This window comes from Paraburkholderia phymatum (assembly GCF_040965635.1).
In the GTDB taxonomy this organism is placed as follows: Bacteria; Pseudomonadota; Gammaproteobacteria; order Burkholderiales; family Burkholderiaceae; genus Paraburkholderia; species Paraburkholderia phymatum_B.
Genome location: NZ_JBFRCH010000002.1, coordinates 117,569 through 142,953 on the forward strand (window position 1 = coordinate 117,569; position 25,385 = coordinate 142,953).

The following is a 25,385-nucleotide window of genomic DNA, read 5'->3' on the forward strand; positions in this document are numbered from 1 at the left end:
CCGACCGATCTGTCAATCAGTCAGTACACGATCTCGATCGCACTGCCCGAAAACTCGTTGCGCAACGCGGCCAGCAATTCGTCCGTCGGCTTCACGCGCCACGCATCGCCGAGCCGCACCTCGCCTTCGGCGTTGTCGCTGCGATAGACGATCTGCACGGCAAGACCGTTAGGCATCGGCGCGGTCGGGCGCTGCCCACGGCCCATGTCAGCGCCTTGACCATTCTGCCCATATTGACCGCCACGGCCGCTGCGGCTGGGCGCGGCAGCGGGCGCCGCGCTTTCGGCATCTTCCGGCTTCGCGCAATGCGCTTCGAGCACACGCCGCAGCGCGTGGGCGTCCGCGTTGCCGTTCATCCGCACCTTCACCGCCTGCGCATAGCGCGTGCGCGCGCGGCCCAGATCCATCGGCGTATCGACGGTGAAGCGGATGCCGCCCGTGAACGCGTCGTTGCGCGCCTGGCCCTGCACGACGAGCAGTTCGTCTTCCTTGAAGAGTTGCTTGTGCGCCTCGAACTGCTCGTTGAAGACGGTCACTTCGCACTGGCCCGTGCCGTCGTCGAGCAGCGCGATCAGCATCTTGCCGCGCTGGGTCATCTGCGTGCGCAGCGAAACAATCACGCCTGCTACCAGCTTGTCGCGCCCTTCCTTCAGCTCGCCGATCTTCTGCCGCACGAAGCGGCGCACTTCGTCCTTGTACGCGTCGAACAGATGGCCCGACAGATAGAAGCCGAGCGCCGTCTTTTCTTCCTGCAGGCGGCGCTTGTCCGGCCACACCGGCTCGTCGACGAGTTCATGGCCTTGCGACGGCGCATCGCCCATGTCGAACAGACCTGCCTGCATCGCGTTGGCGCTCGCCTGATCAGCGGCTTCCATCGCGAGCGACACCGACGCGAGCAGTTGCGCGCGGTTCGCGTGCAGCGAATCGAACGCGCCCGCGCGAATCAGCGCTTCGATCGTGCGGCGGTTGACGATGCGGCGATCGATGCGGTTGCAGAAATCGAAGAGATCGACGAACGGCCCGTCTTCCCGCGCGCGCAGGATTTCTTCGATTGCGTTCTGGCCGCTGCCCTTGATCGCGCCCAGGCCATAGCGGATCGTGCGCGAGCGCTTGCCGTCGCTTTCAGCGACCGGCTCGAAGCGATACGCGGACAGATTGATGTCCGGCGGCAACACAGCCATCTTGTTCGCGAGGCAGTCTTCGAACAGGATCTTGACCTTGTCCGTGTCGTCCATCGCGAGCGACATGTTGGCCGCCATGAATTCGGCGGGATGGTGCGCCTTGAGCCACGCGGTGTAGTACGCGAGCAGCGCATAGGCGGCCGCGTGCGACTTGTTGAAGCCGTAGCCCGCGAACTTCTCCATCAGGTCGAAGATCTCGTCGGACTTCTCGCGCGTGAGGCCGTTCTTCGCGGCGCCCTCGGCGAAGATCTCGCGATGCTTCGCCATTTCCTCGGGCTTCTTCTTGCCCATCGCGCGGCGCAGCAGGTCGGCGCCGCCCAGCGAATAGCCGCCGATGATCTGCGCCATCTGCATCACCTGCTCCTGATAGACCATGATGCCGTAGGTCTCTTTCAGAACAGGCTCGACGCGCGGGTCCGGATACTCGACCGTTTCGCGACCGTGCTTGCGCGCGCAAAAGCTCGGGATCAGGTCCATCGGACCCGGACGGTACAACGCGACCAGCGCGATGATGTCCTCGAAGCGGTCGGGCTGCGCGTCCTTCAACATGCCCTGCATGCCGCGGCTTTCCAGCTGGAACACGGCGACGGTGTTCGCTTTCTTGAGGATCGAGAACGAGGCCGGGTCGTCGAGCGGCACTTGCGAGAGCGACCAGTTCTCCTTCGACGGATCGAGGCGGCGGATATAGCGCTCGGCCCAGTCGAGAATGGTCAGCGTGGTCAGGCCCAGAAAGTCGAACTTCACGAGGCCGACGGCTTCGACATCGTCCTTGTCGTACTGGCTCACGACGCCGCTTTCGTCGCCCTGCGTATAGAGCGGGCAGAAGTCGGTCAGCTTGCCGGGCGCGATCAGCACGCCGCCCGCGTGCATGCCGACGTTACGCGTCAGGCCTTCCACGCGCTGCGCGAGCTCGAGCAGCTGGTGCACTTCGTCTTCGTTGTCGAAGCGCTCCTGCAGCAGCGGCTCTTCCTTCATCGCGTCGGCGATGGTCACATGCTTGCCAGGCTTGAACGGAATCAGCTTCGCGACGCCGTCCGTGAACATGTAGCCGAGATCGAGCACCCGGCCGATGTCGCGCACGGCCGCCTTCGCGGCCATCGTGCCGAACGTCGCAATCTGCGATACGGCATCGGCGCCGTACTTCTCCTTCACGTACTGGATCACGCGGTCGCGGCCGTGCTGGCAGAAGTCGATGTCGAAGTCGGGCATCGACACCCGCTCCGGATTCAGAAAACGTTCAAACAGCAGGTTATAGCGCAGCGGATCGAGGTCGGTGATGCCGAGCGCGTACGCGACGAGCGAGCCCGCGCCCGAGCCCCGGCCCGGCCCGACGGGCACGCCATTATTCTTCGCCCAGTTGATGAAGTCCGCGACGATCAGGAAGTAGCCCGGGAAGCCCATCTTGATGATCGTGCCGCATTCGAAATCGAGACGCGCGTAGTACGTTTCGCGCTGCGCGTCGCGTTCGGCCTGATCGGGGTACAGCTGCTCGAGGCGCTTCTCCAGCCCCTCCTTCGACAGCTGCACGAGGTAGTCGTCGAGCGACATGCCGTCGGGCGTCGGAAAGAGCGGCAGCTTCGGCTTGCCAAGCTCGAGCGTGAGGTTGCAGCGCTTCGCGATTTCGACGGCGTTCGCGAGCGCGGACGGGATGTCCGCGAACATTGCGGCCATCTCGTCTTGCGTGCGGAAATACTGGTCCGTCGTAAAGCGCTTCTGGCGACGCGGATTCGCGAGAATGTCGCCCTCGGAAATGCACACGCGCGCTTCGTGCGCGGTGAAGTCGTCGGCCGTCATGTACTGCAGCGGATGCGTCGCGACGACAGGCAGCTTCAGCGAAGCGGCCAGAGCGACCGCCTGCTGCACATATGTCTCGACGCCGGGCTGCCCGCTGCGTTGCAGTTCGATATAGAACGCGTTCGGAAAGACTTTCGCCCAACGCGTGGCATTGCGCTTTGCGGCTTCCTCGTTCCCCGCCGCGAGCGCAATGCCCACGTCGCCGTGCTGCGCGCCCGACAGCGCAAGCAGTCCCTCGGCGAGGCCGCTTTCGAGCCACGCTGCGTCGACTTCCGCTCGTCCGCGACACTGGTTCGTGAGCCACGCCTTCGACAGCAGTTCGCACAGGTTCAGATAGCCGGTCTTGTTCTTGACCAGCAGCAGAAGACGCGAAGGCTTGTCGCGGTCGTCGGAATTCGTGATCCAGACATCGCAGCCCGCAATGGGTTTGACCCCTTTGTCGCGGGCTTCCTTGTAAAAGCGGACGAGACCGAATGCGTTGCCGAGATCGGTCAGCGCGAGCGCGCCCTGACCGTCTTTGGCAGCGGCGGCGACGACATCGTCGAGGCGCACGATGCCATCGGCAATCGAGAATTCGGAGTGAACGCGGAGATGGACGAAGCGGGGATCTGACATGGGCGACATTGTAACCCCCCCTCCCGAAAATTTTCGGCAAAACGGCCCTGAACCAGCCCATTGGCCATCCGGCCAGGCGCGCTCGCGCGTGGGGCTTTTACGGCGGCGATCCGCGCGCATAGGGGTCGGCCATTCGGCCTGTTCGTGCGCAAGTCAATATGCCGTCCGGCAGATTGCGAAGCGATCCGCAGGATGAGGGATAATACGGGCTCGCACCCATTCCCTGCCGTACACGTGCTGCGCCCGCCATCGATGCGCGCCGGGGCACGGCGCTTTATCGCTGGACCAGCATGAATATTCTGAATCTCTCGGCCTACCAGTTCTCGACGCTCGACAAGACAGTCGAATGGCGGCCGCTCGTCACCGCTCGCTGCAACGAACTCGGCTTGCGCGGCACGATCCTGCTCGCGCCGGAAGGCATCAACCTGTTTATCGCCGGTGAAATCCCGCAAGTGCGCGAATTCATCGACTATATCCGTCGCGATCCTCTCTTCGAAGGCAAATTCGCCGAACTTCAGTTCAAGGAAAGCCTGTCGGAAAAACAGCCGTTCCGCCGGATGCTCGTCAAGCTCAAGCGCGAAATCATCACGATGAAGAAGCCGGCCATCAAGCCGGAACTGAGTCGCGCGCCCGCCGTCGATGCACGCACGCTCAAGATGTGGCTCGACCGCGGTCACGACGACGCCGGCCGCCCCGTCGTGATGCTCGACACGCGCAACGCGTTCGAAGTCGACGTCGGCACGTTCGACCATGCGCTCGATTACCGCATCACGAAGTTCAGCCAGTTTCCCGACGTGATCGAGCAGAACCGCGCGGACCTCGAAGGCAAGACGGTCGTGTCGTTCTGCACGGGCGGCATTCGCTGCGAGAAGGCAGCGATCCACATGAAGGATGTCGGCATCGAAAACGTCTACCAGCTGGAAGGCGGCATTCTGAAGTACTTCGAGGAAGTAGGCGGCGCGCACTACAACGGCGAGTGCTTCGTGTTCGACTATCGCACTTCCCTCGATCCGAATCTGCAGCCGACGGCCACCGTGCAGTGCTTCGGCTGCCGCGCCGTCGTCGCGCCGGAAGACCAGAAGTCGCCGTTCTACGTGCCGGGCAAGACCTGCGCTGCCTGTCATCCGCAAGCGCAACACGCCAGCGCGGCGCGCGCCGCGTAACCCGCACGCGCACGCGCACGCTGTGATGGTTCGATGCTGACGTTCGCGGCATGACAGCCTATCGCGGACGTTTCGCCCCCTCGCCGACCGGCCCGCTGCATTTCGGTTCGCTGGTCAGCGCGCTCGCAAGCTGGCTCGATGCGCGCGCGCATCGCGGTACGTGGCTCGTGCGGATCGAAGACATCGACGGTCCGCGCACCGTCCCCGGCGCGGCAGAAGATATTCTCGAAACCCTTGCGCGCTTCGGCATGGTGGCCGACGAGCCGCCCGTCAGGCAAAGCCGGCGCATGCCGCTTTATCAGCGGGAATTCGAACGCGTGCAATCGACAGGGCTCGTTTATCCGTGCGGCTGCACGCGCAAGGAGATCGCCGATTCGCTCGTGCATGCGCATGCGCGCCATACGACGCTCGCCTATCCCGGCACTTGCCGCAACGGCCTGAACGGCAAGCCCGCCCGCGCATGGCGATTGCGCGTTCCCGACGGCGATGCCGCCATCGTGTCATTCGACGACCGCTGGCAAGGCCCGCAGACGCAAAATCTCGCGACGGAAGTCGGCGATTTCGTCTTGCGCCGGGCCGACGATCAGTGGGCGTATCAACTGGCTGTCGTCGTCGACGATGCGGATCAGCGCATCACGCATGTCGTGCGTGGCGCGGATCTGCTCGACTCGACGGCTCGTCAGATTTATCTGCAACAGTGCTTGGGCGTGCCGACGCCCTCTTATCTTCACGTGCCCGTCGTCACGAATACCGACGGTGAAAAGCTCAGCAAGCAGACGGGCGCGCTCGCGCTCGACGCAAGCCGGCCGCTCGTCGCGCTCAACGACGCGGCGTTGCATCTGGGGCTGGCGCTGAGCGGGACGGCTGCGTTGTCGCGACAAGCGTTTTACGCTGAAGCGATCGAGGCGTGGTCGAAGCGAGTGAAACGCTGAAGCATCCAGCGCGGCGCGATGAAAAGAAATAAAAACGGCGCCAGCAATGGCGCCGTTTTCAGCTAGTCTCGCCACTCAGCATGCCGCCGCCGGCGTTCAAGCGATATCAAGTTGAGGAAGTGGTCTTGCGCGGCATCCCGAAGCCACCGAGCAGCGCAGCGAGCGGCTGCTTCGAAGCGGGCTTCTGCGGCGCGGCGGGCGCCTCTTCGCGCTTGGCGGAAGCCGACACGGCCGAAGGCGACGGCTCGTACGGCTTCAAGAAGAAATCGTCGATGGGCTGCTGACGATGATGCGCCCCATGCGACGGACGCTCGTGCGCGCCCGTCGTGCGACGACGGCTGCCGCGGTCGTCGCGGTCGCGCCGCGAGCCGCGCTCGTCGTGATGGTGACGCACGGGAGTGTCGACGGCGAGACGCTGCACTTCCAGCGGACGCTTGATCAGCTTCTCGATGTCGGCGAGCTGCTTGCGCTCGTTCGGGCTGAACAGCGACAGCGCATCGCCCGATGCGCCCGCGCGGCCCGTCCGGCCGATCCGGTGCACGTAGTCTTCGGCGTTGAACGGCAGATCGAAGTTGATCACGGCAGGCAGTTCCGCGATGTCGAGACCGCGCGCCGCCACATCCGTCGCCACCAGCGCTTCGATTTCGCCGCGCTTGAACGCGTCGAGCGCCTGCATCCGTTCGCTTTGCGTGCGGTCGCCGTGAATCGCCGTCGCCACCACGCCGTCGCGCTCCAGCTGGCGCGCGAGGCGGCTCGCGCCGATCTTGCTGTTGCAGAACACGATCACCTGCTTGAGGCTGCGCTCACGGATCAACTGCACGACGGCGCCCGTCTTGTCGCCCTCGGCCACTTCGAAGACGATCTGCGTGACGTTGGTCGCCGTCGAGTTGCTGCGCGCGACTTCGATCGTCTGCGGGTTGCGCAGATAAGTGGACGCGAGCTTCTTGATTTCGGGCGAAAAAGTCGCCGAGAAGAGCAGCGTCTGACGCTCGCTCGGCAGCAGGTTCAGGATGCGCTGCAGGTCGGGCAGGAAGCCCATGTCGAGCATGCGGTCGGCCTCGTCGAGCACGAGCATCTGCACCTGGCCGAGGTTGGCCGTCTTCTGCTGCACGTGGTCGAGCAGGCGTCCCGGCGTCGCGATCAGGATTTCGACGCCGCGCCGCAGTTCCGCCGATTGCGGGTTCATGTCGACGCCGCCGAACACGACGGCACTGCGCAGCGCCGTGTGCTTCGCGTACGACTGCACGTTCGCGGCGACCTGGTCGGCGAGTTCGCGCGTCGGCGTGAGGATCAGCGCGCGGACCGGGTGGCGCGCGGGCGACGCGCTCGTGTTCGCGAGCGGCAGCAGGCGCTGGATGATCGGCAGCGAGAAGCCCGCCGTCTTGCCCGTGCCCGTCTGCGCGGCGCCCATCACGTCCCGGCCGCCCAGCACGACGGGGATTGCCTTGGCCTGGATCGGCGTCGGCGTCGTGTATCCCTGTTCCGCGATGGCTTTGAGGATGTCGGCGTGGAGACCGAACTGGTCGAAGGTCACGGTGCTGGGCGTGGTTGCTGTGTCGGACATGGTGGCTTTCGCTAAAAATGCGCTTGGGCGGAACCGCTTGCGCGTTGCCAAAGGCGGGCGCCCGGGCGTCCGCTCAAACTCTCTTGCAGCTACTTCTGCAGCGGCCGGGGCCGCGGAGGGCATCAGGATGAAGGCGGAGCCACGGCGTCCCGCACAAGCTCCGCTCTGGTATCACCAGGTATCGGCAGGCATGCGGCCGGCTCCGGCCGGCGGAAACATCCGCCGGAAAGGGCGGTATTGTAGCACTTCGGCTTCCGGCCTGTTCTTCTACGACACCGGCCTGCAGCGCCCGGGGACGGCCGCGCTGCCGTCCGGCGCGGACACACCCGTCGCAAGCGAAGCGGCGCGGACCGTGTCCGACGCGGGCAGCGTAGACGGCGAACGAGTCAACCCGGTGACAGCCGCCTGACATGCGCATGACGCGGCGCGCGCCGCCCACATCGGCCAGCGCCCGCCCCTGCTCACCCAATCTCACCACGTCTCGCGCATCACCATCAGGCGCGGCTCCGTCATGTCCTCGATCGCGTAGCGGATGCCCTCGCGTCCGAGCCCCGAGTCCTTGACGCCGCCATACGGCATGTTGTCGACGCGAAACGACGGCACATCGTTGATGACCACGCCGCCTACTTCCAGTTCGTCCCACGCCTGATGCGCGTGCGCGAGCGAATCGGTGAAGACGCCCGCCTGCAATCCGAAGTCGCTGTCGTTGACGGTCGCGAGCGCGCTTTTGAAATCCTCGAACTTTTCGAGGATCGCGACAGGCCCGAACGCCTCCTTCCGGTACAGATCGGTATCGCGTCCGACGTTTTCGAGCAGCGTCGCCTCGAACATCGCGCCGTCCACTTTGCCGCCCGCGACGATATTCGCGCCCGCCTTCACCGCGCCGTCCATCCAGCCCGCTAGCCGGCGCGATTCCGATTCGGAAATCATCGGTCCGACGAAGGTCTTTTCGTCCTTCGGATCGCCCATCTTCAGCGACTTCGTCTTCGCGATCAGCTTCTCGCGCAGCGCGTCGTAGAGCGACGCGTGCGCGAGGATCCGCTGCACGCCGATGCAGCTTTGCCCCGACTGATAGAACGCACCGAACGCGAGCCGGTCGACGACGTAATCGAGCTTGTCGCGCTGATCGCCATCGACGATCGCGGCCGCATTGCCGCCCAGTTCCAGGATCACGTTCTTCTTGCCTGCCTTCGCTTTCAGATCCCAGCCGACGACGGGCGAGCCCGTGAACGACAGCAGCTTGAAGCGCTCGTCGGTGGTAAAGAGATCGGCGCCGTCGCGATGCGCGGGCAGGATCGAGAACGCGCCCTTCGGCAGATCGGTTTCCGCGAGCACTTCGCCGATGATCAGTGCGCCGATCGGCGTGCGGCTCGCCGGCTTCAGCACGAACGGCACGCCGGCGGCCAGAGCGGGCGCGACCTTGTGCGCGGCCAGGTTCAGCGGAAAGTTGAACGGCGAGATGAACGAGCACGGCCCGATGGGCACGCGCTTCACATAGGCGTGATAACCCTTCGCGCGCTGCGAGATTTCGAGGTTGACGATCTCGCCGTCGATGCGCACCGATTCTTCCGCCGCGACCTTGAACGTATCGATCAGGCGCGTGACCTCGCCGCGCGAATCGTTGATCGGCTTGCCTGCTTCGATGCACAGCGCCATCGCCAGTTCGTCGAAGCGCTCGCGAAAGCGCTTCACGCAATGTTCGAGCACGGCCTGGCGCTTGAACGGCGCAAACGCGCGCAGCTCGGGCATTGCGGCGACGGCGAGGCCGATGGCCCTGTCGATCGCGGCCGCATCGGCGAGCGCGACGCGCGTCGCGACTTCGCCGCTGAACTTGTCGGTGACTTCGAGATCGGTGTTCGCGGCTACCGCTACATTCGCGAGGTAATACGGATAACTCTTCTGCAACATGACACGTTCTCCTTGATCCGATCAAAGGAGCGCAGCAACGGCCGTTCCACATGCGCCGCGCCGCGCGCCGGGGAAATGCGGCGACGTGTCAAAGCTGCGCCGACAGCCGCTTGATCTCGCGATTGAGCACGCGCTCGTTGTCCGAGTAATCGATGGGAACGTCGATCACATGCACGCCGGGCGTCGCGAAGCACTGCCGCACGAGCGGCGCGAATTCGGCCGCCGACGCGATCCGGTGACCTTGCGCGCCATAGCTCTTCGCGTAATCGACGAAATCCGGGTTCTTGAGCGTCATCCCGTAGTCGGGGAAATTCATGTTCTCCTGCTTCCAGCGAATCATGCCGAACGCGTCGTCGCGCAGGATCAGCACGACGAGGTCGAGCTTCAGGCGCACGGCCGTCTCGAGTTCCTGCGAGTTCATCATGAAGCCGCCGTCGCCGCACACGGCCATCACCTTGCGCTCGGGCAGCACGATCTTCGTCGCGATCGCCGAGGGCAGCCCCGCGCCCATCGACGCGAGCGCGTTGTCGAGCAGCAGCGAGTTCGGCTCGTGCGCGCGGTAGTAGCGCGCGAACCAGATCTTGTACATGCCGTTGTCGAGACAGATGACGCCGTCGACGGGCATTGTCTCGTACACGTCGTTGACGATGCGCACCGGGTACATCGGGAAGCGGTCGTCGTGCTGGCCCTTCACGAGATGCGCTTCGAAATGCTCCTTGATCTCCTTGAAGCGCGCGAAGTCCCAATGCTCGCCCTTGCCCTGCAACGCCTCCTTCATTTGCCACACGGCATTGGCGATATCACCGACCACTTCGATCTGCGGAAAATACACGGGGTCCACTTCCGCGCCGAGGAAGTTGACGTGAATCACCGTCTTCTCGCCCGCATCGGCGCCGCGCATGAAGAACGGCGGCTTTTCGATCACGTCGTGGCCGACGTTGATGATGCAGTCCGCGTGATCGATCGCCCGGTGCACGAAGTCGCCGTCCGACAGCGTCGCGTTGCCGAGCCACAGCGGATGCGATTCGTCGATCACGCCCTTGCCCATCTGTGTCGTGAAGAACGGGATGCCGATCTGGTCGACGAATTCGCGCAGCATCTTGCGCGTGGTCTTGCGGTTGCCGCCCGCGCCGATCATCAGGATCGGATGCTTCGCGTCCGCGATGGCCTTCACCGCACGCTCGACGGCCTTCTCTTCGGCGACGGGCCGGCGGCTGTAGCTCTTCGGAATCGGCTTGCCGTCGCCCTCTTCGTGCGCGACGTCCTCGGGCAGTTCGAGATGCGCGGCGCCCGGGCGCTCTTCCTCGGCCTGGCGGAACGCCTCGCGCACCGACGCGGGAATATTGCCGATCGACACGATCTGCCGCGTGTACTTGGTGAGCGGCTCCATCATCCGCACGACATCGACGATCTGGAAGTGGCCCTGCTTGCTCGACTTGATCGGCTTCTGGCCCGTGACCATCAGCATCGGCATGCCGCCGAGCTGCGCGTACGCCGCCGCCGTCACGAAGTTGGTTGCGCCCGGGCCGAGCGTCGCCAGGCAGACGCCCGTGCGGCCCGTCAGGCGGCCATAGGTCGCGGCCATGAAGCCCGCCGCCTGTTCGTGGCGGGTGAGGACGAGCTTGATCCGGGAGCGGCGCAGCGATTCGAGGAGATCGAGATTTTCTTCGCCGGGAATGCCGAACACGTACTCGACGCCTTCCGCTTCCAGCGATTTGACGAACAGATCCGATGCTTTCATGGGGGTCTCGCTTGACGAACGAACGCAGACCACGCCACCTTCGCGGCGCGCGGACAAGGATGATCGAAAACGATGACAGCCGCGCAACGGCATCAGAAAGAGGCGCGGCTTGTGCGTGGCAGACAGCTTACTCCCGGTGGGGAAATCGTGTCGGCGTGCGTGCACGATGCGTGAGCGATGCCGGGACCATGGCCGCGAGCGACGTGCAAGCGCACGCGGAACGCGAGAGAAAATGGAACGAGGTCGGGCCCGGCCGGGCGCAACCGCGCCGAGCGGCGTCAGTGGGGCATCAGCGAGACATCAGCAGAACATCAGCGCACGATCGTCACGCAATCGGACAGCATCGGCGGCGCATTCTCTCCGAGCATCGCGTCGTACAGCGTGGCCTGCGGGCCTTTCGTCCACCACGTATAGCTCGCCGCCTGATACTTCGCGCCCGATCCCGACAGCACGTTGACGAACAACATCTGCTTGCCCTTGACGGGCAGGATCGCGAAGCTCTGTCCGTTGCTCGTGTTCAGATAGGTGACATGCAGAATGCGGCCCGTCGCACAGGTGTATTTCTGTGTCACGCGATGCGTGCTCCTGATGTCCGGCAGCGGCATCAAGTCCGCAGCGCGGGCCGCGCCCGACACGGCGGCGACCGTCAGCACGCCCGTCAACGCATACTGCCTCATGCTCATCGAAAGCCTCGTTTCTGGATGACATACCGACGCCGCTGTTCCCGCTGTTGCGGCCATCATTGCGCGGCCGGCCGCCGGCGAGCGCGTCTCAAGGATCGATCACATCGGCGCATGCGTCCGCCGGCGCGGCGGCCGCGTGGCCGACCACGGGCACGATCTTCAGCCCCGCCGACGCAATCCTGCATGGCGCGGCAGCAAGACCGCAGCCGCTCAACGACGCCATCAACGCGACTGCCGATGCGAGCGGCGCGGCACGCCGCATGAGTCCGCCGCGTTGCACACCACCTGCCCGTTTCGCTTTCACGTGCTGCTCCTCACCCTGCGCCGCATCTACGTACCGACTACTTGACCGACACCGGCTTCACGGCCGCCGCGGCCTGCTTCGCGCGCTGACGCGCTTCGCCGACGTCGCGCCCCGTCGCGAGCGCCACGCCCATGCGGCGCTTGACGAAGCTCTCCGGCTTGCCGAACAGGCGCAGATCCGCATCCGGCACGGCGAGCGCCTGCGCGATGCCTTCGAACGCGATGCCCGCTTCGTCGAGCCCGCCGTAGATCACGGCCGATGCGCCCGGCGCGCGCAGCGACGTATCGACGGGCAAGCCGAGGATCGCGCGTGCGTGCAGTTCGAACTCTGACAGACGCTGCGACGCGAGCGTCACGAGCCCCGTATCGTGCGGGCGCGGACTCACTTCCGAAAACCATACGTCATCGCCGCGTACGAAAAGTTCCACGCCGAACAGGCCTCTGCCGCCGAGCGCCGCCGTCACCTTGTGGGCGACTTCGCGCGAGCGCTCGAGCGCGAGCGGGCTCATCGGCTGCGGCTGCCACGATTCGACGTAATCGCCCGCCACCTGCACGTGGCCGATGGGATCGCAGTAGTACGTCGAGGTCTGCTGCGTGGCGGGGTCGATTGCGCGCACGGTCAGTTGCGTGATCTCGTACTCGAAGTCGATAAAGCCCTCAACGATTACGCGCCCATAATTCACGCGCCCGCCTGCCATTGCGTACTGCCATGCCGCTTCGACATCGGCGTCGCTCCTGAGCACCGACTGCCCCTTGCCCGACGACGACATCACCGGCTTCACGACGCACGGATAGCCGACCTTCGCGATGCCCGCCTTCAGTTCTTCCAGCGAATCGGCGAACGCATAGGGCGAAGTCGGCAGGCCGAGTTCCTCGGCGGCGAGGCGGCGGATGCCTTCGCGATTCATTGTCAGCTGCGTCGCGCGCGCCGTCGGGATGACTTCGGCGATACCGTCGGTTTCGATCGCGGCGAGCGCGTCGGTGGCGATGGCCTCGATTTCCGGCACGATCAGATGCGGGCGCTCCTGTTCGACGAGCGCGCGCAAAGCCTTCGCGTCAGTCATGTCGATCACGTGCGCGCGGTGCGCGACCTGATGGCCCGGCGCGTTCGGGTAACGATCGACCGCGATCACTTCGACGCCGAGCCGTTGCAGCGCGATGATCACTTCCTTGCCCAGTTCACCCGCGCCGAGCAGCATGACACGCGTGGCGGAGGTCGAAAGCGGTGTGCCGATGCGTTGGCCGATCTGCATGGAAACTCCAGAGAATTTTTACGAACTGCGAGTGGAATGAACGACTGCGGCGATGTTAACATGCGCGGCCCCTGCGCCTGCGCGCCGCGCATGCCGATAAACCGTCCGCAGGCCGCGCTTCGAGCCGGCGTTTTGCAACGGTTGTACGCCGATACATCGTGCATGGGTGCCGCATCCGCGCCGCCGGGCATTTCGCCTTGGCGCGCCTATGCATTTCGCCTTTGCGCGCCTATGCATTTCGCCGCGCGTTTGCGCTCGCATGCGGCAAGCGTAGTGCGATACCCTTACGCCTTCGCCAGTTTAGAGAGGAACGACGACATGCTGCCCACGTCCGCCACGCCACGCGACGCAAGCTCGAACGCAACATCCGGCGCATCGTCGAATGCACCGGGCGCTGCATCGTGGGCATCGTTCCGACGCCGCGCGGGCAACGCGACGACCGCGCGGGCCCTGCTTGCCGCCGTGTCGATGGCCGCGCTGCTCGCCGCCTGCGCGATGCCGAGGCATCCCGACGCGGAAGCCGCTCCGCCCGATCCGTTCAATCCCGCGGCGACGCAACTGCTCGACAACACCGACTGGCAATTGAGCGGCTGGAAGGTATCCGGCGGCAGCACGCGCGAGGTGCCGGGCAGCGCGGGCGGCGAACCGGTCACGCTCGTGCTGTCGACGGAAAGCGGCCAGCGCCGCGCGAGCGGCTTCTCGGGCTGCAACCGCTATACGGGCACCTACATGCTGAAGGACGGCAAGCTCAGCTTCGGCCCGCTCGCAGGCACGCGTATGGCGTGCGCGACGCCGGGCGGCAAGATCGAAGCCGCGTATCTCGATGCGCTCATGCATGTCGAACACTCGGGCGTCGACATGCGCAAGCCGCAGCAACTGCAACTGATCCTCGACAACGGCGACACGCTCGTGTTCGCGCGGCGCGGCCAATGACGGCGCGGCCGGCGAGCGTCCGCTGCGCGCGATGCGCGTCGAGGCGCCCGCTCGCGCGTCGCTGCGGCATCACGCGCCGATGCCCGCGCGCCGCACGCGACACCGGCCTTCGAAGCACAATGCTTCGTCCGATAAACTCGATGGGTTGCGCGAACGCGCGCCCGTCATTCGTTGATGTCTAGCATGCAAACGGTAGTTTTCGGCTGGTTCGGCGCTTCCGCCGTCTGGTTTCTTCCCCTGATATGGCGCCTCGTGAAGTCCGCGTTGCCGGGCGGCGCGGGGCTGCGCGGTCCGGGCACGATCAGGCTGTGGCTCGGATTTGTTTGCGTGCTGGTCGCGAGCTGCACGCTGGAGGCATCGCTGATCGACGCGCAGGGGCTCGATGCGTTCGGTCACGCGCTGGCGGCAGGGCTCACGCGCCCGATGGGACGCGTCGCGACGCCCGCAGTGATGCTCGGTTTGCTCGGGCTCGCGCTGCCGTGGCTGATCGGATTCAGATGGTCGTCGTTCGTCGCGTGGGCGAACGACGCGTTCGGGCTCGGCCTGTCGAAGCGCGCGCGCGACGACGAGCCGCGCAGCCATCACCGCGCCGCCGCCGATACGGCTCCTACGCATAGCAGCGCGCCGATCAACACGATGGCGCCGAGGAACAACGGACGCTATGCGCGGCCGACCGTATGGCGGCCGCCCTCGACGACGCGAGGCGCGGGTGCTGCAAGCGCGGGTACGTCGCAAGAGGCGATGGGGATGCCTTCTTCGGGCGCGTCGGCGGGATTGTCGTATGGCGCGGCGGCCGCGGGCATTGCGCGCGGGACGAGCGCGGCCGCGAGCGGGATGGTGAGCGGGACTGCGAGCGGGACGGTGAGCGGAATGACGGGCGGCGTTGCGGGAAGCCGCGCGGCCGGCCGTCAGCCGAGCCGCCCGACGCCGTGGACGCCTGCCGAGCCCACGGCACCCGCCGGCTGGCTCGGCCCCGACGCGCAGCGCCCGCATTCGCGCGAGAGCATCCCGACCTCGATGGAAAGCGCGCGCGTCGCGGCCACGCCGCCGACCGTGTTCGGCAGCACGGCGGCGCTGCAATCGTCGAAAGCGGCGGCGGCCCAGGCGGCCGCGCGCGGCGTGTCGGTGAATCCCGCCGTGTCGCCGGCACGCGCGGCGTCTTTGCGCGCGGCCACGCTCGCGCAGAACAGCCGGCTGCAGAGCCGTCAATCGATTTCGACCGGGCCCTCTTCATCGTCCCAGACGACGCGTCCTGCAAGCCCTCCGGGTCTGCCGGCCGCGCGCCGTGACATGTCGCAGTTCCGCGCGCCCGGCTATACGCGGGCGAATCCGGCGGCTCAGCCTGCCGCGCCCACGACGAGCGTGCAGGAAACGTTGCGCAGCATCGAGGAAAACGCCGCGCGCTGGACGACGCTCGCAGGCGCGAGTCTGGCGAGGCGCTCGACAGGCGACGCAACGCGGATCGCCGAGATGCGGCCTTCGGCAACCGCCGCCGATCAGGCTGACGGCGTGCAGACGCCGCCCGTTGCCGCCCCAGTGGCGTTCGTGGCTCCCGTTCCACAGACGGGCACGAGTGCGGCGGCTAGTGCCACGGGCAGCGGCGTGGCCGCTAACGCCGCTGCCGTCACCGTCGTCGATCAGGCCGTGTCGGCACTCGAAGCGGCCGTCGGCGCCCGTCATGCCGGCGATGCGTCAACGGTCGCACCACAGACCGACGCCGCCGATGCGATTGCGCCCGTGCAGCCGTCTGCTGCCGCGAATGCCGCGAGAGCTACGGCCATCGTGCAAGGTTCCGCTTCCGAAGATGAGCCGCGAGCGAGCGCAGCGAATGCCGCAGCCGAAGCGGCAAGTTTGACCGCTCACAAAGCCGGGACGCTGGACGCGTCCCCTTCCCTATCGGCTGACGCAAGCGATTCGACGGCTGGACAAAGCCCGGACGCCGCGCGCGCTGCTGAGCCTGTCGCGCATCCGGCAGTGGCTGCGGCGCCTTTGGAAGAAACGAACGAAGACGCCGCGACGCGCATCGAGGCGCCGCGCGCGCCGACGACTTCAAACGTCGTCGCCGACACCCAACAGCCGCACATTGCGACGCACGAATCGGCGCCACCCAGCGATGACGCGATTTCGAGTGTCGAGCCCCAACCGCACGTCAGCGCCGCGCACGTCACGGCGCAAAGTCAAACGGCAGAGCCAGCCATCGAACAGGCTTGCACGACACCACCATCGTCGACGGCGAACGAAATCCCGCCAGCCCACGTCGATCACGAGCCAGCGGATACGGCACGTGCAGCCGTATCATCGACAGCAATGGCGACGCCCTCCGCCGAATCGACGCCGACGACCGGCGACGAAGCGGAACCGAACCAACCCCACCCGCAAAGCGATCATCCGGCTGCGGTTCATGCACACACGGCCGACGAAGAAACAGAATCCGCGGAAATAGCCCGGCAGCAACCCGATCACGCGCAGGCGCACGAAGCCGCCGTCTCCAGGCTCGCGCCATGGGACGCGATCACGCAATCCGTGACGCTGCTGCGGGCCGCTTCCAGTCATGACCGCGCGCCCGTATCGAATGCGTCGGCGTACGACGACCCTATCGCGCCGCTGCATCCGACCGGTCCGCTTACCATCGCCGGCACCCCGCCCGACGTCGAACCGGCTGATTTTGCGAACGAGGAGCCCCAAGCGCACGCGGCATCGAATATCGTCCGCTTCCCCGTCGCGGCACCCGTCGCGCCGACGCAAGCGCCTGACCAGCACGCAGCCGGCAGCCTCGCACACCCGGCGCCCCTGCACGACGCAGAGCCGGCACCAACCCGCGCGCCCGAAGCCGAAGACGCACCACAAGCTCCCGCGCCCCGCCCTGCCGTGCGCGGCCACGGCGGTCCCGCGTTCGAATTCCACGCGCCCTCGGCCTCGCACATCGAACTGCCGAGCCTCGATCTGCTTGCGCCGGCGTCGGCCGACGCAGAGCCCGTCAGCGAAGAAAAGCTCGCCGAAACGAGCGCGCTGATCGAGCAGCGCCTGCAGGAATTCAAGGTGCCCGTGACCGTCGTCGGCGCATCGGCGGGCCCCGTCATCACGCGCTTCGAAGTCGACCCGGCGCTCGGCGTGCGCGGCAGCCAGATCGTCGGGCTGATGAAGGACCTGTCGCGTGGCCTCGGCCTGACGTCGATTCGCGTCGTCGAGACGATTCCCGGCAAGACCTGCATGGGTCTCGAACTGCCGAACGCAAAGCGGCAGACGATCCGTCTCTCCGAAATCCTGCAAGCCGACGTCTATCAGAAGTCCGCGTCGAATCTGACGCTCGCGATGGGCAAGGACATCACGGGGCACCCCGTCGTCACCGATCTCGCGAAGGCCCCGCACATGCTGGTCGCGGGCACGACGGGCTCGGGCAAGTCGGTCGCGATCAACGCGATGATCGTCTCGCTGCTGTACAAGGCGACGCCCGAGGATGTGCGCCTCATCATGATCGACCCGAAGATGCTGGAGCTTTCCGTGTACGAAGGCATCCCGCATCTGCTCGCGCCCGTCGTCACCGACATGAAGCTCGCGGCGAACGCGCTCAACTGGTGTGTCGGCGAAATGGAGAAGCGCTACCGGCTAATGTCGGCCGTCGGCGTGCGCAATCTGCAGGGCTTCAACCAGAAGATCCGCGACGCCGAGGCGAAAGAGAAGAAGATCGGCAACCCGTTCTCGCTGACGCCCGACGCGCCCGAGCCGCTGTCGCCGTTGCCGCTGATCGTCGTCGTGATCGACGAGCTGGCCGACCTGATGATGGTTGCGGGCAAGAAGATCGAGGAGCTGATCGCGCGTCTCGCGCAGAAGGCGCGCGCGGCGGGCATCCATCTGATTCTCGCGACGCAGCGCCCTTCCGTCGACGTGATCACGGGCCTCATCAAGGCCAACATTCCGACGCGCGTTGCGTTCCAGGTATCGTCGAAGATCGACTCGCGTACGATTCTCGACCAGATGGGCGCCGAATCGCTGCTGGGCCAGGGCGACATGCTGTTCCTGCCGCCCGGCACCGGCTACCCGCAGCGCGTGCATGGCGCGTTCGTCGCCGACGAGGAAGTGCATCGCATCGTCGAGCATCTGAAGCAGTTCGGCGAACCGGAATACGTCGAGGGCATTCTCGACGGCCCCGCGACGGAAGGCGGCGGCGCGGGTCAGGACCTGTTCGGCGAGACGCCGGATGCGGAAGCCGATCCGCTCTACGACGAAGCCGTCGCGTTCGTCGTGCGCACGCGCCGCGCGTCGATTTCGGCGGTGCAGCGGCAGTTGCGCATCGGCTATAACCGCGCGGCGCGTCTCGTCGAGCAGATGGAGACGGCGGGCCTCGTGTCGACGATGGGCATCAACGGCAGCCGCGAAGTGCTCGCGCCGGGGCCCGCCGAGTAAGCGGCCCGCAGGCGACGGCTGCTTCGCGAGCCACGGCTGCGTCAGAACTCGTAGCGGCTCCAGAAGAACGCGACATCGCCCTTGCTGACGCCTGGAATGCGCGGGATGAACGTGCCCATCACCGATGCCTTCCGATAGCGGATCGAGCCCACGGGCAACACCAGCGGCACGGGCAGGTAATTCGCGACGTCTTCACGCGCCGTGAAGCCCGCGAAGTAGCCGCCGCCCAGCGACAGCCCGCCCGCCACAGGCTTCGTGTACCACTGTCTCGCCCAGCCGCCGATCGGCTGCGGGTTCTCGTGCGAATCGAGAAACACGAACGCGAACAGGATGTCTTCGTTGCCGTTTTCGTCGGTGAAGTGCTTGCCCGCGCCGCCGCCCCACGACTGCGAATTGAGCGACTTGCGCTCCTCTTCCGTATAGCCGTTGATGTGCCAGCCGTATCCCGTCACGTAGAGATCCCACGTGCCCTGTTGCGCGACGCGCTCGATGCGTCGGCAGGCGCCCGCGAGCCATTGCGTCGAATAGCTGCAGCTCGCGTCCGCGAACGCGCTGAAGAAACCGCTGCACGCGCCGCACATCGCGCCCGCTGCGACGAGCGCGGCGCTTGTCCCCTTCCTCGTCCTCGTCTTTGTCCTCGGCCTCGGTCTTGTGCTGGTTGACGTCGTTCGCATCGCGCGTTCCGTTCTTGTTCGCGTCCGCCGGCAGCACGACCGATGACAACCGGCGACATGCCGGCGGACTCGTCCGGATCGCTCAGGTCACGGCAGTCAGGACGGCAACACCCACTTGAAGTCGACGGGCGATCCGAGATCGATCCGCTTCGGATTCGCGTCCAGCAAGCCGCTTTGCTGATCGCGGCGGAACACGTAGGCCGTGTCGCTGTTCTGGTTACCCACGATCAGCCACTGCCCGGTCGGGTCGATCGAGAACTCGCGCGGCGCCTTGCCGAGAGTCGACTGACGGCCTGCCTCGCGGATATGGCCATTAGCAGGATCGACGGCATAGATGACGATTTCGTTCGCGTCGCCCCGGTTGCTGGCGTAAAGAAAGCGCCCGTCCGGCGAAAGATGGATCGCAGCCGCCGCCACCTGCCCGTTGAAGCCGGGTCTGGTCATCGGCACGGCTTGCAGCTGCGTGAGCTTGCCATCGTCGTAACGGAACACAGTGACGGTTGCGCTCAGCTCGCTCGTCAGATACGCGTATTTGCCGTCCGCGCCGAACACCAGATGCCGCGGACCGGAGCCGGCCTTCACGTCGGTATAGCGCTTCTCGGTGGGGCCGAACAGGCCGCGGCTGCCGTCGGGCGTGTAGCGGTACGAATAGAGCTTGTCGGTGCCGAGATCCTGCGCGAACAGATACTTGCCGTCGGGCGAGAACACGGTCGAATGCACATGCGCGTTGTCCTGGCGCCCCTTCACGGGACCGCCGCCCTCGTGATGCACGGTCAGCACGGATGCGCCGACCTGGCCGTCCGCCTGCAGCGGAAAGACGGCGAAGCTGCCGCCGGGGTTCGCGGCGACGGAGTAATTGGCCGTCGTCAGATATTTGCCGTCGGGCGAGATGCTCAGATAGCACGGATCGTTGCCATCCGACGATACGCGGTTCAGAAAGGTCAGCTGTCCGCTCTTCGCATCGAAGGCGAACGCGCTGATGCCGCCGCGCTGCGTCGCGGGACCGTTGTCGCCCGGCTGCTCATTGACGGAATAGACATGGCGGCCATCGCGCGTCGCGACCACATACGACGGATTGTCTGCCTTGATCGACGATACCTGGGTTGCGTCGCCCGACTTCGTATCGAAGCGGTAGACGTAGATGCCTTCGCTTTTCGGCCCGGTGTAGGTGCCGACGATCAGATCGTAGACGCCGTCGGCGGGCGCGGCGGCCGTGCCTTGCGCGAAGGCCCGCGTACCAGCAAGCGAGGAAAACGAGGCAAGCGAGGCAATCGATACCATGAGTGTCAATCCTCTTATCATCGAACGTAGTGCGGGACGGGAGCGAGAGCCGGCCGAACGAGGGCAAACCCGGCAATTGAAAGACTGTGGCACGGCACACGCTACTCCTCGTGTACGACGCTGCATGACGACCTCCTGGCGAGACGGGTTATTCGGATTGTGCGTGTCGCTGGTCTGCCGCGCGGCTCGATCGAAGCGTGCCGTTATCGTGACGGTTGCATGGCGACGGCGGCCGTCGCGCTGCGCGCCCTCGTGGCGGGGGCTGGTCGTCGATGTCGTGGTTGGGGCAAGTATAGAAGCGCTGCTCGCGATCGCACAGTCACGCGGGCCCGCGCAGGTTGTCGCTCACAGCAGTCAAGTCCAACAAAGGAGTCGCCATGAATATCCATGTCACCCTTGGCCCGCTCGTCGCGCTGATCGCCGGCATTCTGATCCTGATCGTGCCGCGTCTGCTCAACTACATCGTTGCGCTGTATCTGATCATCATCGGCTTGATCGGGCTGTTCGGCGTCGGCGGCACCATGCACTTCTGACGCGCGCGTGCAGACGCCCATGCGCAGCGATTCGCTCCGATGGCGAGCATGCGTGAAGCCGAACGCAAGCGGCGCTGCAAGCGCGCGGCGTGGAAAGGATCGCAGCGCACATGCAGATACAGCGCGCATCGACATGGCGTGTCGACGCACGGACCGCCTGTTGCACGGTCCGGATGCCCGTCGCATGTCATTCGCCGCAGCGCAGCGGCGCGATCACCGAACGGTGAGCGCCAGCGTGCTTCAACCGTTCGAAAGTTGGTCGAGACGCCAGCGTCCCTGCAATGACAGCCCACCGACGGCATAATGACCGTCGGCTTCGCTATGGCGCTTGAAGCAGGCGCGTTCGATCAGAAATGCCGCGGCCGTTTCCATGCCGTTGCGCGTAAGGCCGAGCGTGCGGAAGTCGAGTGGCAGAAGCGAATCGTCAGGCAGTTGACTCGCGGCGGAGAGAATCGTGATGCAGTCGGATTTCGACGGGTTCAGCATGGCTTTGTTTCCTCGAAATCGGCACTGTGCTGCATGGTGCAACACCAGGCGCCGGTGGGCTGCGATTCATCAGAACTCACGTTCGAATCGATTGTAAGCACCGAGAACGCGGATTGCCAATACTCGAAATGCTCGCTGGTGTACGAACCAAAACGCATCGCGCGAGTCAGGTAACAACGACGCTCGCGCACCGTCTCAGGCTGTGCGCGGGCGTATTTATTACACGCTGACCGACCGCTATAGACCGTTTTATCATGCCCGCACGTATCGAAGACTATGCACTCATCGGCGACGGCCACACGGCCGCGCTCGTTTCCCGCGATGGCTCCGTCGACTGGCTTTGCTGGCCGCGTTTCGATTCCGGCGCCTGCTTCGCCGCCCTGCTCGGCACCGAGGACAACGGCCGCTGGCTGATCGCGCCGGCGGCGGACACGGATGCCGCCGATGCCGCCCACGACCACACGCATGTTGCCGCGCAACGGCATGAAGAAAAATCGGACTGCGCGAAACGGGACGCGAACGCAGAGCAGACGCCGAACGAAAAGCCCGTCCCGAGACAAGCCGGAAAGCCTTCCGCGCAAGCAGCGGGAAGCGAAAGCGGCAAAGCTCGCGCGAAGGCAGCGGCAGCTCGCACGAACGCAGCGGCGCGGAGCACACACGACGAGCAGAAGGGCGACGACAGCACGCCGCGCCAGCCCGGCTACGTGCGCTCGACGCGCCGCCGCTATCGCGGCGAAACGCTGATTCTCGAAACCGACTTCGAGACGCCGGAAGGCGCCGTCACGCTGATCGACTTCATGCCGCCCGGCAACGGCTGGTCGGAGATGATCCGCATCGTCGTCGGCAAGCGCGGCACCGTGAAGATGCGCATGGAGCTGGTGCTGCGCTTCGACTACGGCTTTTCGATTCCATGGGTCAGCCGCCTCACGCACGACAACGGCATCAAGGCGATCGCCGGCCCTGACACCGTCGCGCTGCGCACGCCCGTCGATCTGCGCGGCGAGAACATGAAGACGGTCGCCGAGTTCACGGTCTCCGAAGGCGAGCGCGTGCCGTTCTCGCTCACGTATTCGGCGTCGCATCTGCGCGTTCCGCCCGCGCGCGATCCGCACACGGCGCTCGCCCGCACCGAGAACTACTGGCTCGAATGGTCCGCGCGCGGCACCGTCGAAGGCAAATACGCGTCCGCGATCCGCCGCTCGCTGCTTACGCTGAAGGCGCTCGCGTACGAGCCGACGGGCGGCATCGTCGCCGCGCCCACGACGTCGCTGCCCGAGCGGATGGGCGGCTCGCGCAACTGGGACTACCGCTACTGCTGGCTGCGCGACGCGACCATCACGCTGCTCGCGATGATGCGCGGCGGCTACTACGACGAAGCGCGCGCATGGCGCTCGTGGCTCGGCCGCGTGATGGCGGGCTCGCCGGAGCAGTTGCAGATCATGTACGGCCTTGGAGGCGAACGCCGCCTGCCGGAGTTCGAACTCGACTGGCTGCCGGGATATGAGGGCTCGAAGCCCGTGCGCGTCGGCAACAACGCCGTCGGCCAGTTGCAGCTCGACGTGTATGGCGAAGTGATGAACGCGCTGCATCTGGCGCGTGTCGGCGGCTTGCAGGCCGACGAGACGGCGTGGAACGTGCAGTGCGCGATGCTCAAGCACCTCGAAACGATCTGGGAAGAGCCCGACGAGGGCATCTGGGAAACGCGCGGCGGCCGTCGGCAATTCACGTTCTCGAAGGTGATGGCGTGGGTCGCGTTCGACCGCGCGGTCAAATCGGCGGAAGCGTTCGACCTGCCCGCGCCGCTCGAGCACTGGCGCGAGATGCGCGCGCACATTCACGCGGATGTCTGCGCGAAAAGCTGGAACCCGAAGCTCAACGCGTTCACGCAGACCTACGGCGGCGACGAACTCGACGCGAGCGTGCTGCTGATGCCGCTGCTCGGCTTTCTGCCGCCGTCGGACCCGCGCGTCGCGCGCACTGTCGACGCGATCGAAAAGCATCTGCTGCACGACGGCTTCGTGCTGCGCTACCGCACGACGGAAGTCGACGACGGCCTGCCGCCCGGCGAGGGGACGTTTCTCGCGTGCAGCTTCTGGATGGTCGACAACCTGGCGCTGCAGGGGCGCGTCGAGCAAGCGCGCGAGATGTACGAGCGGCTGCTCGCGCTGGCCAACGATGTCGGGCTGCTCGCGGAGGAATACGATCCCGTATCCGCGCGGCTTGTCGGTAATTTTCCACAGGGGTTTTCCCATGTGGCCCTCGTTCATACCGGGCTGAACCTGATGAAGCACGAGCAAGGCATGGCAAGCGCGGCGGGCCAGCCGCCCCACGACGGACAAGGCCGGGAACCGCCGGCTGGCATGCCAGATGCTGGTACTGAATCGTCACCAGTCGTCTAAAGAAAACACACGCTTTGACGATGACGTGGATATGACATCAGGTTCGTGCGCCAACGAACTGTTGTTGCATTGCACAAATCGTATGCCTTCTATATCATCGAGCGAAGTAGACGGCCGATAATCGTCGCCATTCACCACTAACAAATTCCACACGTAACCAAAAACGGCCCGCCTCGTCGCCGCGCTTCAAAACACGCTGCCGTGCGCGAACCGCTTAATGCCGGAGCCCCCATGCTCTATCAATTTCACGAATTCCAGCGGGCGCTCCTGAGCCCGCTTACCGCCTGGGCTCAGGCTGCTTCGAAATCGTTTGCGAATCCGGCCAGTCCGTTCGCCTATGTGCCAGGCGCGACCCGCCTGTCCGCTGGCTACGAGTTGCTGTACCGTCTCGGCAAGGATTACGAAAAGCCCGAGTTCAACCTGCATCAGATCGTCAAGGACGGCCGCAACATTCCCATCGTCGAACAGACGATCGTCGAAAAGCCCTTCTGCCGCCTGCTGCGCTTCAAGCGCTATTCCGACGACAGCGACGCCGTCACGCAACTGAAGGAAGAGCCCGTCGTGCTGGTGTGCGCGCCGCTGTCGGGCCACCATTCGACGCTGCTGCGCGACACCGTGCGCACGTTGCTGCAGGACCACAAGGTGTACATCACGGACTGGATCGACGCGCGCATGGTGCCGCTCGAAGACGGCTCGTTCAATCTGGACGATTACATCGCGTATATCCAGGAATTCATCCGCTACATCGGCGCGAAGAACCTGCATGTGATCTCCGTGTGCCAGCCGACGGTGCCCGTGCTTGCCGCCATCTCGCTGATGGCGAGCCGCGGCGAAGACACGCCGCGCACGATGACAATGATGGGTGGCCCGATTGATGCTCGCAAGAGCCCCACGTCCGTCAATTCGCTCGCGACCCAACATTCGTACGAATGGTTCGAGAACAACGTGATCTATAACGTGCCTTCGAACTATCCGGGCTTCGGCCGCAAGGTGTACCCTGGCTTTTTGCAGCACACCGGCTTTGTCGCGATGAATCCGGAACGTCATGCGGCGTCGCATTGGGACTTCTATCAGAGCCTTCTGCGCGGCGACGAAGAAGATGCCGAAGCACACCGCACTTTTTATGACGAATACAACGCGGTGCTCGATATGGCCGCCGAGTACTATCTGCAGACGATCAGGGTCGTGTTCCAGGAATTCCGTCTTGCCGAGGGCACATGGGTCGTGGACGGGGAACCCGTGCGTCCGCAGGACATCAGGAAGACGGCTCTCTTCACGATCGAAGGAGAGCTCGACGACATCTCCGGCGACGGCCAGACGCGCGCCGCGCACGATCTGTGCACAGGCATTCCCGAGAAGAACCGCCGCCACTTCACGGCGGAAAAGTGCGGACACTATGGCATTTTCTCGGGTCGCCGCTGGCGCACGATCATCTATCCGCAGCTGCGCGACTTCATCCTCGAGCACAGCGCGAGGAGCATGCGCAAGACGGAAGAGCGCATCGAAGCCTGACACGCGACGGTTCGCCTGCATTCTGC

At 65.4% G+C, this 25,385-nt stretch carries 18 protein-coding genes; 8 read left to right on the forward strand and 10 right to left on the reverse strand.

The features are described from left to right. Positions 1-20 precede the first annotated feature (20 nt). On the reverse strand, positions 21-3,599 hold the full coding sequence (gene dnaE, locus AB4Y32_RS03950; RefSeq protein WP_368720082.1) for a DNA polymerase III subunit alpha: 3,579 nt from the start codon (positions 3,597-3,599) through the stop codon (positions 21-23). 281 nt (positions 3,600-3,880) lie between these two features. Between dnaE and AB4Y32_RS03955 the strand changes: the two genes are divergently transcribed. Continuing rightward, positions 3,881-4,753 carry a sulfurtransferase gene (locus AB4Y32_RS03955; RefSeq protein WP_368720083.1) on the forward strand — a complete coding sequence of 291 codons (873 nt, stop codon included), beginning with the start codon at positions 3,881-3,883 and terminating at the stop codon, positions 4,751-4,753. A gap of 50 nt (positions 4,754-4,803) precedes the next feature. After that, the gene (gene gluQRS / locus AB4Y32_RS03960) at positions 4,804-5,685 is read left to right on the forward strand and encodes a tRNA glutamyl-Q(34) synthetase GluQRS (RefSeq protein WP_368720084.1); all 882 of its coding nucleotides are present in this window, start codon (positions 4,804-4,806) and stop codon (positions 5,683-5,685) included. Positions 5,686-5,791: 106 nt separating this feature from the next. Here gluQRS and AB4Y32_RS03965 read toward each other — a convergent pair whose 3' ends face one another. After that, the gene (locus AB4Y32_RS03965; RefSeq protein ID WP_368720085.1) at positions 5,792-7,249 is read right to left on the reverse strand and encodes a DEAD/DEAH box helicase; all 1,458 of its coding nucleotides are present in this window, start codon (positions 7,247-7,249) and stop codon (positions 5,792-5,794) included. A 127-nt stretch (positions 7,250-7,376) separates the two neighbouring features. On the opposite strand from AB4Y32_RS03965, the gene AB4Y32_RS03970 reads away from it, so the two are divergent. Next, a complete protein-coding gene (locus AB4Y32_RS03970) occupies positions 7,377-7,658 on the forward strand; it encodes a hypothetical protein (protein ID WP_368720086.1) in 282 nt (93 codons plus the stop codon). Between the two features lie 62 nt (positions 7,659-7,720). On the opposite strand, the gene AB4Y32_RS03975 is transcribed toward AB4Y32_RS03970, so the two are convergent. The 5 genes from AB4Y32_RS03975 to purT all read right to left on the reverse strand — a co-directional run bounded on the left by AB4Y32_RS03975 (position 7,721) and on the right by purT (position 13,137). Then, complete coding sequence (locus tag AB4Y32_RS03975) at positions 7,721-9,157, reverse strand: aldehyde dehydrogenase family protein (protein WP_368720087.1); 1,437 nt, start codon at positions 9,155-9,157, stop codon at positions 7,721-7,723. Between the two features lie 88 nt (positions 9,158-9,245). Next, positions 9,246-10,898, reverse strand: a complete 1,653-nt coding sequence (locus tag AB4Y32_RS03980; protein ID WP_368720088.1) for an acetolactate synthase large subunit — start codon at positions 10,896-10,898, stop codon at positions 9,246-9,248. Between the two features lie 311 nt (positions 10,899-11,209). After that, the gene (locus AB4Y32_RS03985) at positions 11,210-11,581 is read right to left on the reverse strand and encodes an MliC family protein (protein ID WP_439899722.1); all 372 of its coding nucleotides are present in this window, start codon (positions 11,579-11,581) and stop codon (positions 11,210-11,212) included. 88 nt (positions 11,582-11,669) lie between these two features. Then, positions 11,670-11,843, reverse strand: coding sequence for a DUF6726 family protein (locus tag AB4Y32_RS03990; RefSeq protein ID WP_368720539.1), 174 nt, complete (start codon positions 11,841-11,843; stop codon positions 11,670-11,672). Between the two features lie 79 nt (positions 11,844-11,922). Continuing rightward, a complete protein-coding gene (gene purT / locus AB4Y32_RS03995; protein WP_368720089.1) occupies positions 11,923-13,137 on the reverse strand; it encodes a formate-dependent phosphoribosylglycinamide formyltransferase in 1,215 nt (404 codons plus the stop codon). A 318-nt stretch (positions 13,138-13,455) separates the two neighbouring features. Here purT and AB4Y32_RS04000 point away from each other — a divergent pair, with 318 nt between their 5' ends. Further along, the gene (locus AB4Y32_RS04000) at positions 13,456-14,070 is read left to right on the forward strand and encodes an META domain-containing protein (RefSeq protein WP_368720090.1); all 615 of its coding nucleotides are present in this window, start codon (positions 13,456-13,458) and stop codon (positions 14,068-14,070) included. A gap of 183 nt (positions 14,071-14,253) precedes the next feature. Next, entirely contained in the window at positions 14,254-18,474 is a 4,221-nt protein-coding gene (locus tag AB4Y32_RS04005) for a DNA translocase FtsK (protein WP_368720091.1), read from the forward strand. 41 nt (positions 18,475-18,515) lie between these two features. On the opposite strand, the gene AB4Y32_RS04010 is transcribed toward AB4Y32_RS04005, so the two are convergent. Together AB4Y32_RS04010 and AB4Y32_RS04015 are read right to left on the reverse strand one after the other, a co-directional pair. After that, a complete protein-coding gene (locus AB4Y32_RS04010) occupies positions 18,516-19,148 on the reverse strand; it encodes an antimicrobial peptide resistance and lipid A acylation PagP (protein WP_368720092.1) in 633 nt (210 codons plus the stop codon). 96 nt (positions 19,149-19,244) lie between these two features. Beyond that, on the reverse strand, positions 19,245-20,555 hold the full coding sequence (locus tag AB4Y32_RS04015; RefSeq protein ID WP_439899723.1) for a lactonase family protein: 1,311 nt from the start codon (positions 20,553-20,555) through the stop codon (positions 19,245-19,247). Between the two features lie 251 nt (positions 20,556-20,806). Between AB4Y32_RS04015 and AB4Y32_RS04020 the strand changes: the two genes are divergently transcribed. After that, positions 20,807-20,962: a DUF3096 domain-containing protein gene (locus tag AB4Y32_RS04020; RefSeq protein WP_087734508.1), complete on the forward strand. Its 156-nt coding sequence runs from the start codon at positions 20,807-20,809 to the stop codon at positions 20,960-20,962. 240 nt (positions 20,963-21,202) lie between these two features. On the opposite strand, the gene AB4Y32_RS04025 is transcribed toward AB4Y32_RS04020, so the two are convergent. Then, positions 21,203-21,448 carry a hypothetical protein gene (locus tag AB4Y32_RS04025; protein WP_087734507.1) on the reverse strand — a complete coding sequence of 82 codons (246 nt, stop codon included), beginning with the start codon at positions 21,446-21,448 and terminating at the stop codon, positions 21,203-21,205. A gap of 254 nt (positions 21,449-21,702) precedes the next feature. Between AB4Y32_RS04025 and AB4Y32_RS04030 the strand changes: the two genes are divergently transcribed. Further along, positions 21,703-23,847 (forward strand): glycoside hydrolase family 15 protein, encoded by a 2,145-nt coding sequence (locus AB4Y32_RS04030; RefSeq protein ID WP_368720094.1) that lies wholly within the window; start codon positions 21,703-21,705, stop codon positions 23,845-23,847. 231 nt (positions 23,848-24,078) lie between these two features. Further along, on the forward strand, positions 24,079-25,359 hold the full coding sequence (locus AB4Y32_RS04035; RefSeq protein ID WP_368720095.1) for a polyhydroxyalkanoate depolymerase: 1,281 nt from the start codon (positions 24,079-24,081) through the stop codon (positions 25,357-25,359). Positions 25,360-25,385: the final 26 nt, after the last annotated feature.

Coding starts and splice junctions, on each gene's coding strand:
- dnaE (WP_368720082.1), bottom strand. CDS start 3,599: ATGTCGCCCATGTCAGATCCCCGCTTCGTCCATCTCCGCGTTCACTCC.
- AB4Y32_RS03955 (WP_368720083.1), top strand. CDS start 3,881: ATGAATATTCTGAATCTCTCGGCCTACCAGTTCTCGACGCTCGACAAG.
- gluQRS (WP_368720084.1), top strand. CDS start 4,804: ATGACAGCCTATCGCGGACGTTTCGCCCCCTCGCCGACCGGCCCGCTG.
- AB4Y32_RS03965 (WP_368720085.1), bottom strand. CDS start 7,249: ATGTCCGACACAGCAACCACGCCCAGCACCGTGACCTTCGACCAGTTC.
- AB4Y32_RS03970 (WP_368720086.1), top strand. CDS start 7,377: ATGAAGGCGGAGCCACGGCGTCCCGCACAAGCTCCGCTCTGGTATCAC.
- AB4Y32_RS03975 (WP_368720087.1), bottom strand. CDS start 9,157: ATGTTGCAGAAGAGTTATCCGTATTACCTCGCGAATGTAGCGGTAGCC.
- AB4Y32_RS03980 (WP_368720088.1), bottom strand. CDS start 10,898: ATGAAAGCATCGGATCTGTTCGTCAAATCGCTGGAAGCGGAAGGCGTC.
- AB4Y32_RS03985 (WP_439899722.1), bottom strand. CDS start 11,581: ATGAGCATGAGGCAGTATGCGTTGACGGGCGTGCTGACGGTCGCCGCC.
- AB4Y32_RS03990 (WP_368720539.1), bottom strand. CDS start 11,843: ATGCGGCGTGCCGCGCCGCTCGCATCGGCAGTCGCGTTGATGGCGTCG.
- purT (WP_368720089.1), bottom strand. CDS start 13,137: ATGCAGATCGGCCAACGCATCGGCACACCGCTTTCGACCTCCGCCACG.
- AB4Y32_RS04000 (WP_368720090.1), top strand. CDS start 13,456: ATGCTGCCCACGTCCGCCACGCCACGCGACGCAAGCTCGAACGCAACA.
- AB4Y32_RS04005 (WP_368720091.1), top strand. CDS start 14,254: ATGCAAACGGTAGTTTTCGGCTGGTTCGGCGCTTCCGCCGTCTGGTTT.
- AB4Y32_RS04010 (WP_368720092.1), bottom strand. CDS start 19,148: ATGCGAACGACGTCAACCAGCACAAGACCGAGGCCGAGGACAAAGACG.
- AB4Y32_RS04015 (WP_439899723.1), bottom strand. CDS start 20,555: ATGCAGCGTCGTACACGAGGAGTAGCGTGTGCCGTGCCACAGTCTTTC.
- AB4Y32_RS04020 (WP_087734508.1), top strand. CDS start 20,807: ATGAATATCCATGTCACCCTTGGCCCGCTCGTCGCGCTGATCGCCGGC.
- AB4Y32_RS04025 (WP_087734507.1), bottom strand. CDS start 21,448: ATGCTGAACCCGTCGAAATCCGACTGCATCACGATTCTCTCCGCCGCG.
- AB4Y32_RS04030 (WP_368720094.1), top strand. CDS start 21,703: ATGCCCGCACGTATCGAAGACTATGCACTCATCGGCGACGGCCACACG.
- AB4Y32_RS04035 (WP_368720095.1), top strand. CDS start 24,079: ATGCTCTATCAATTTCACGAATTCCAGCGGGCGCTCCTGAGCCCGCTT.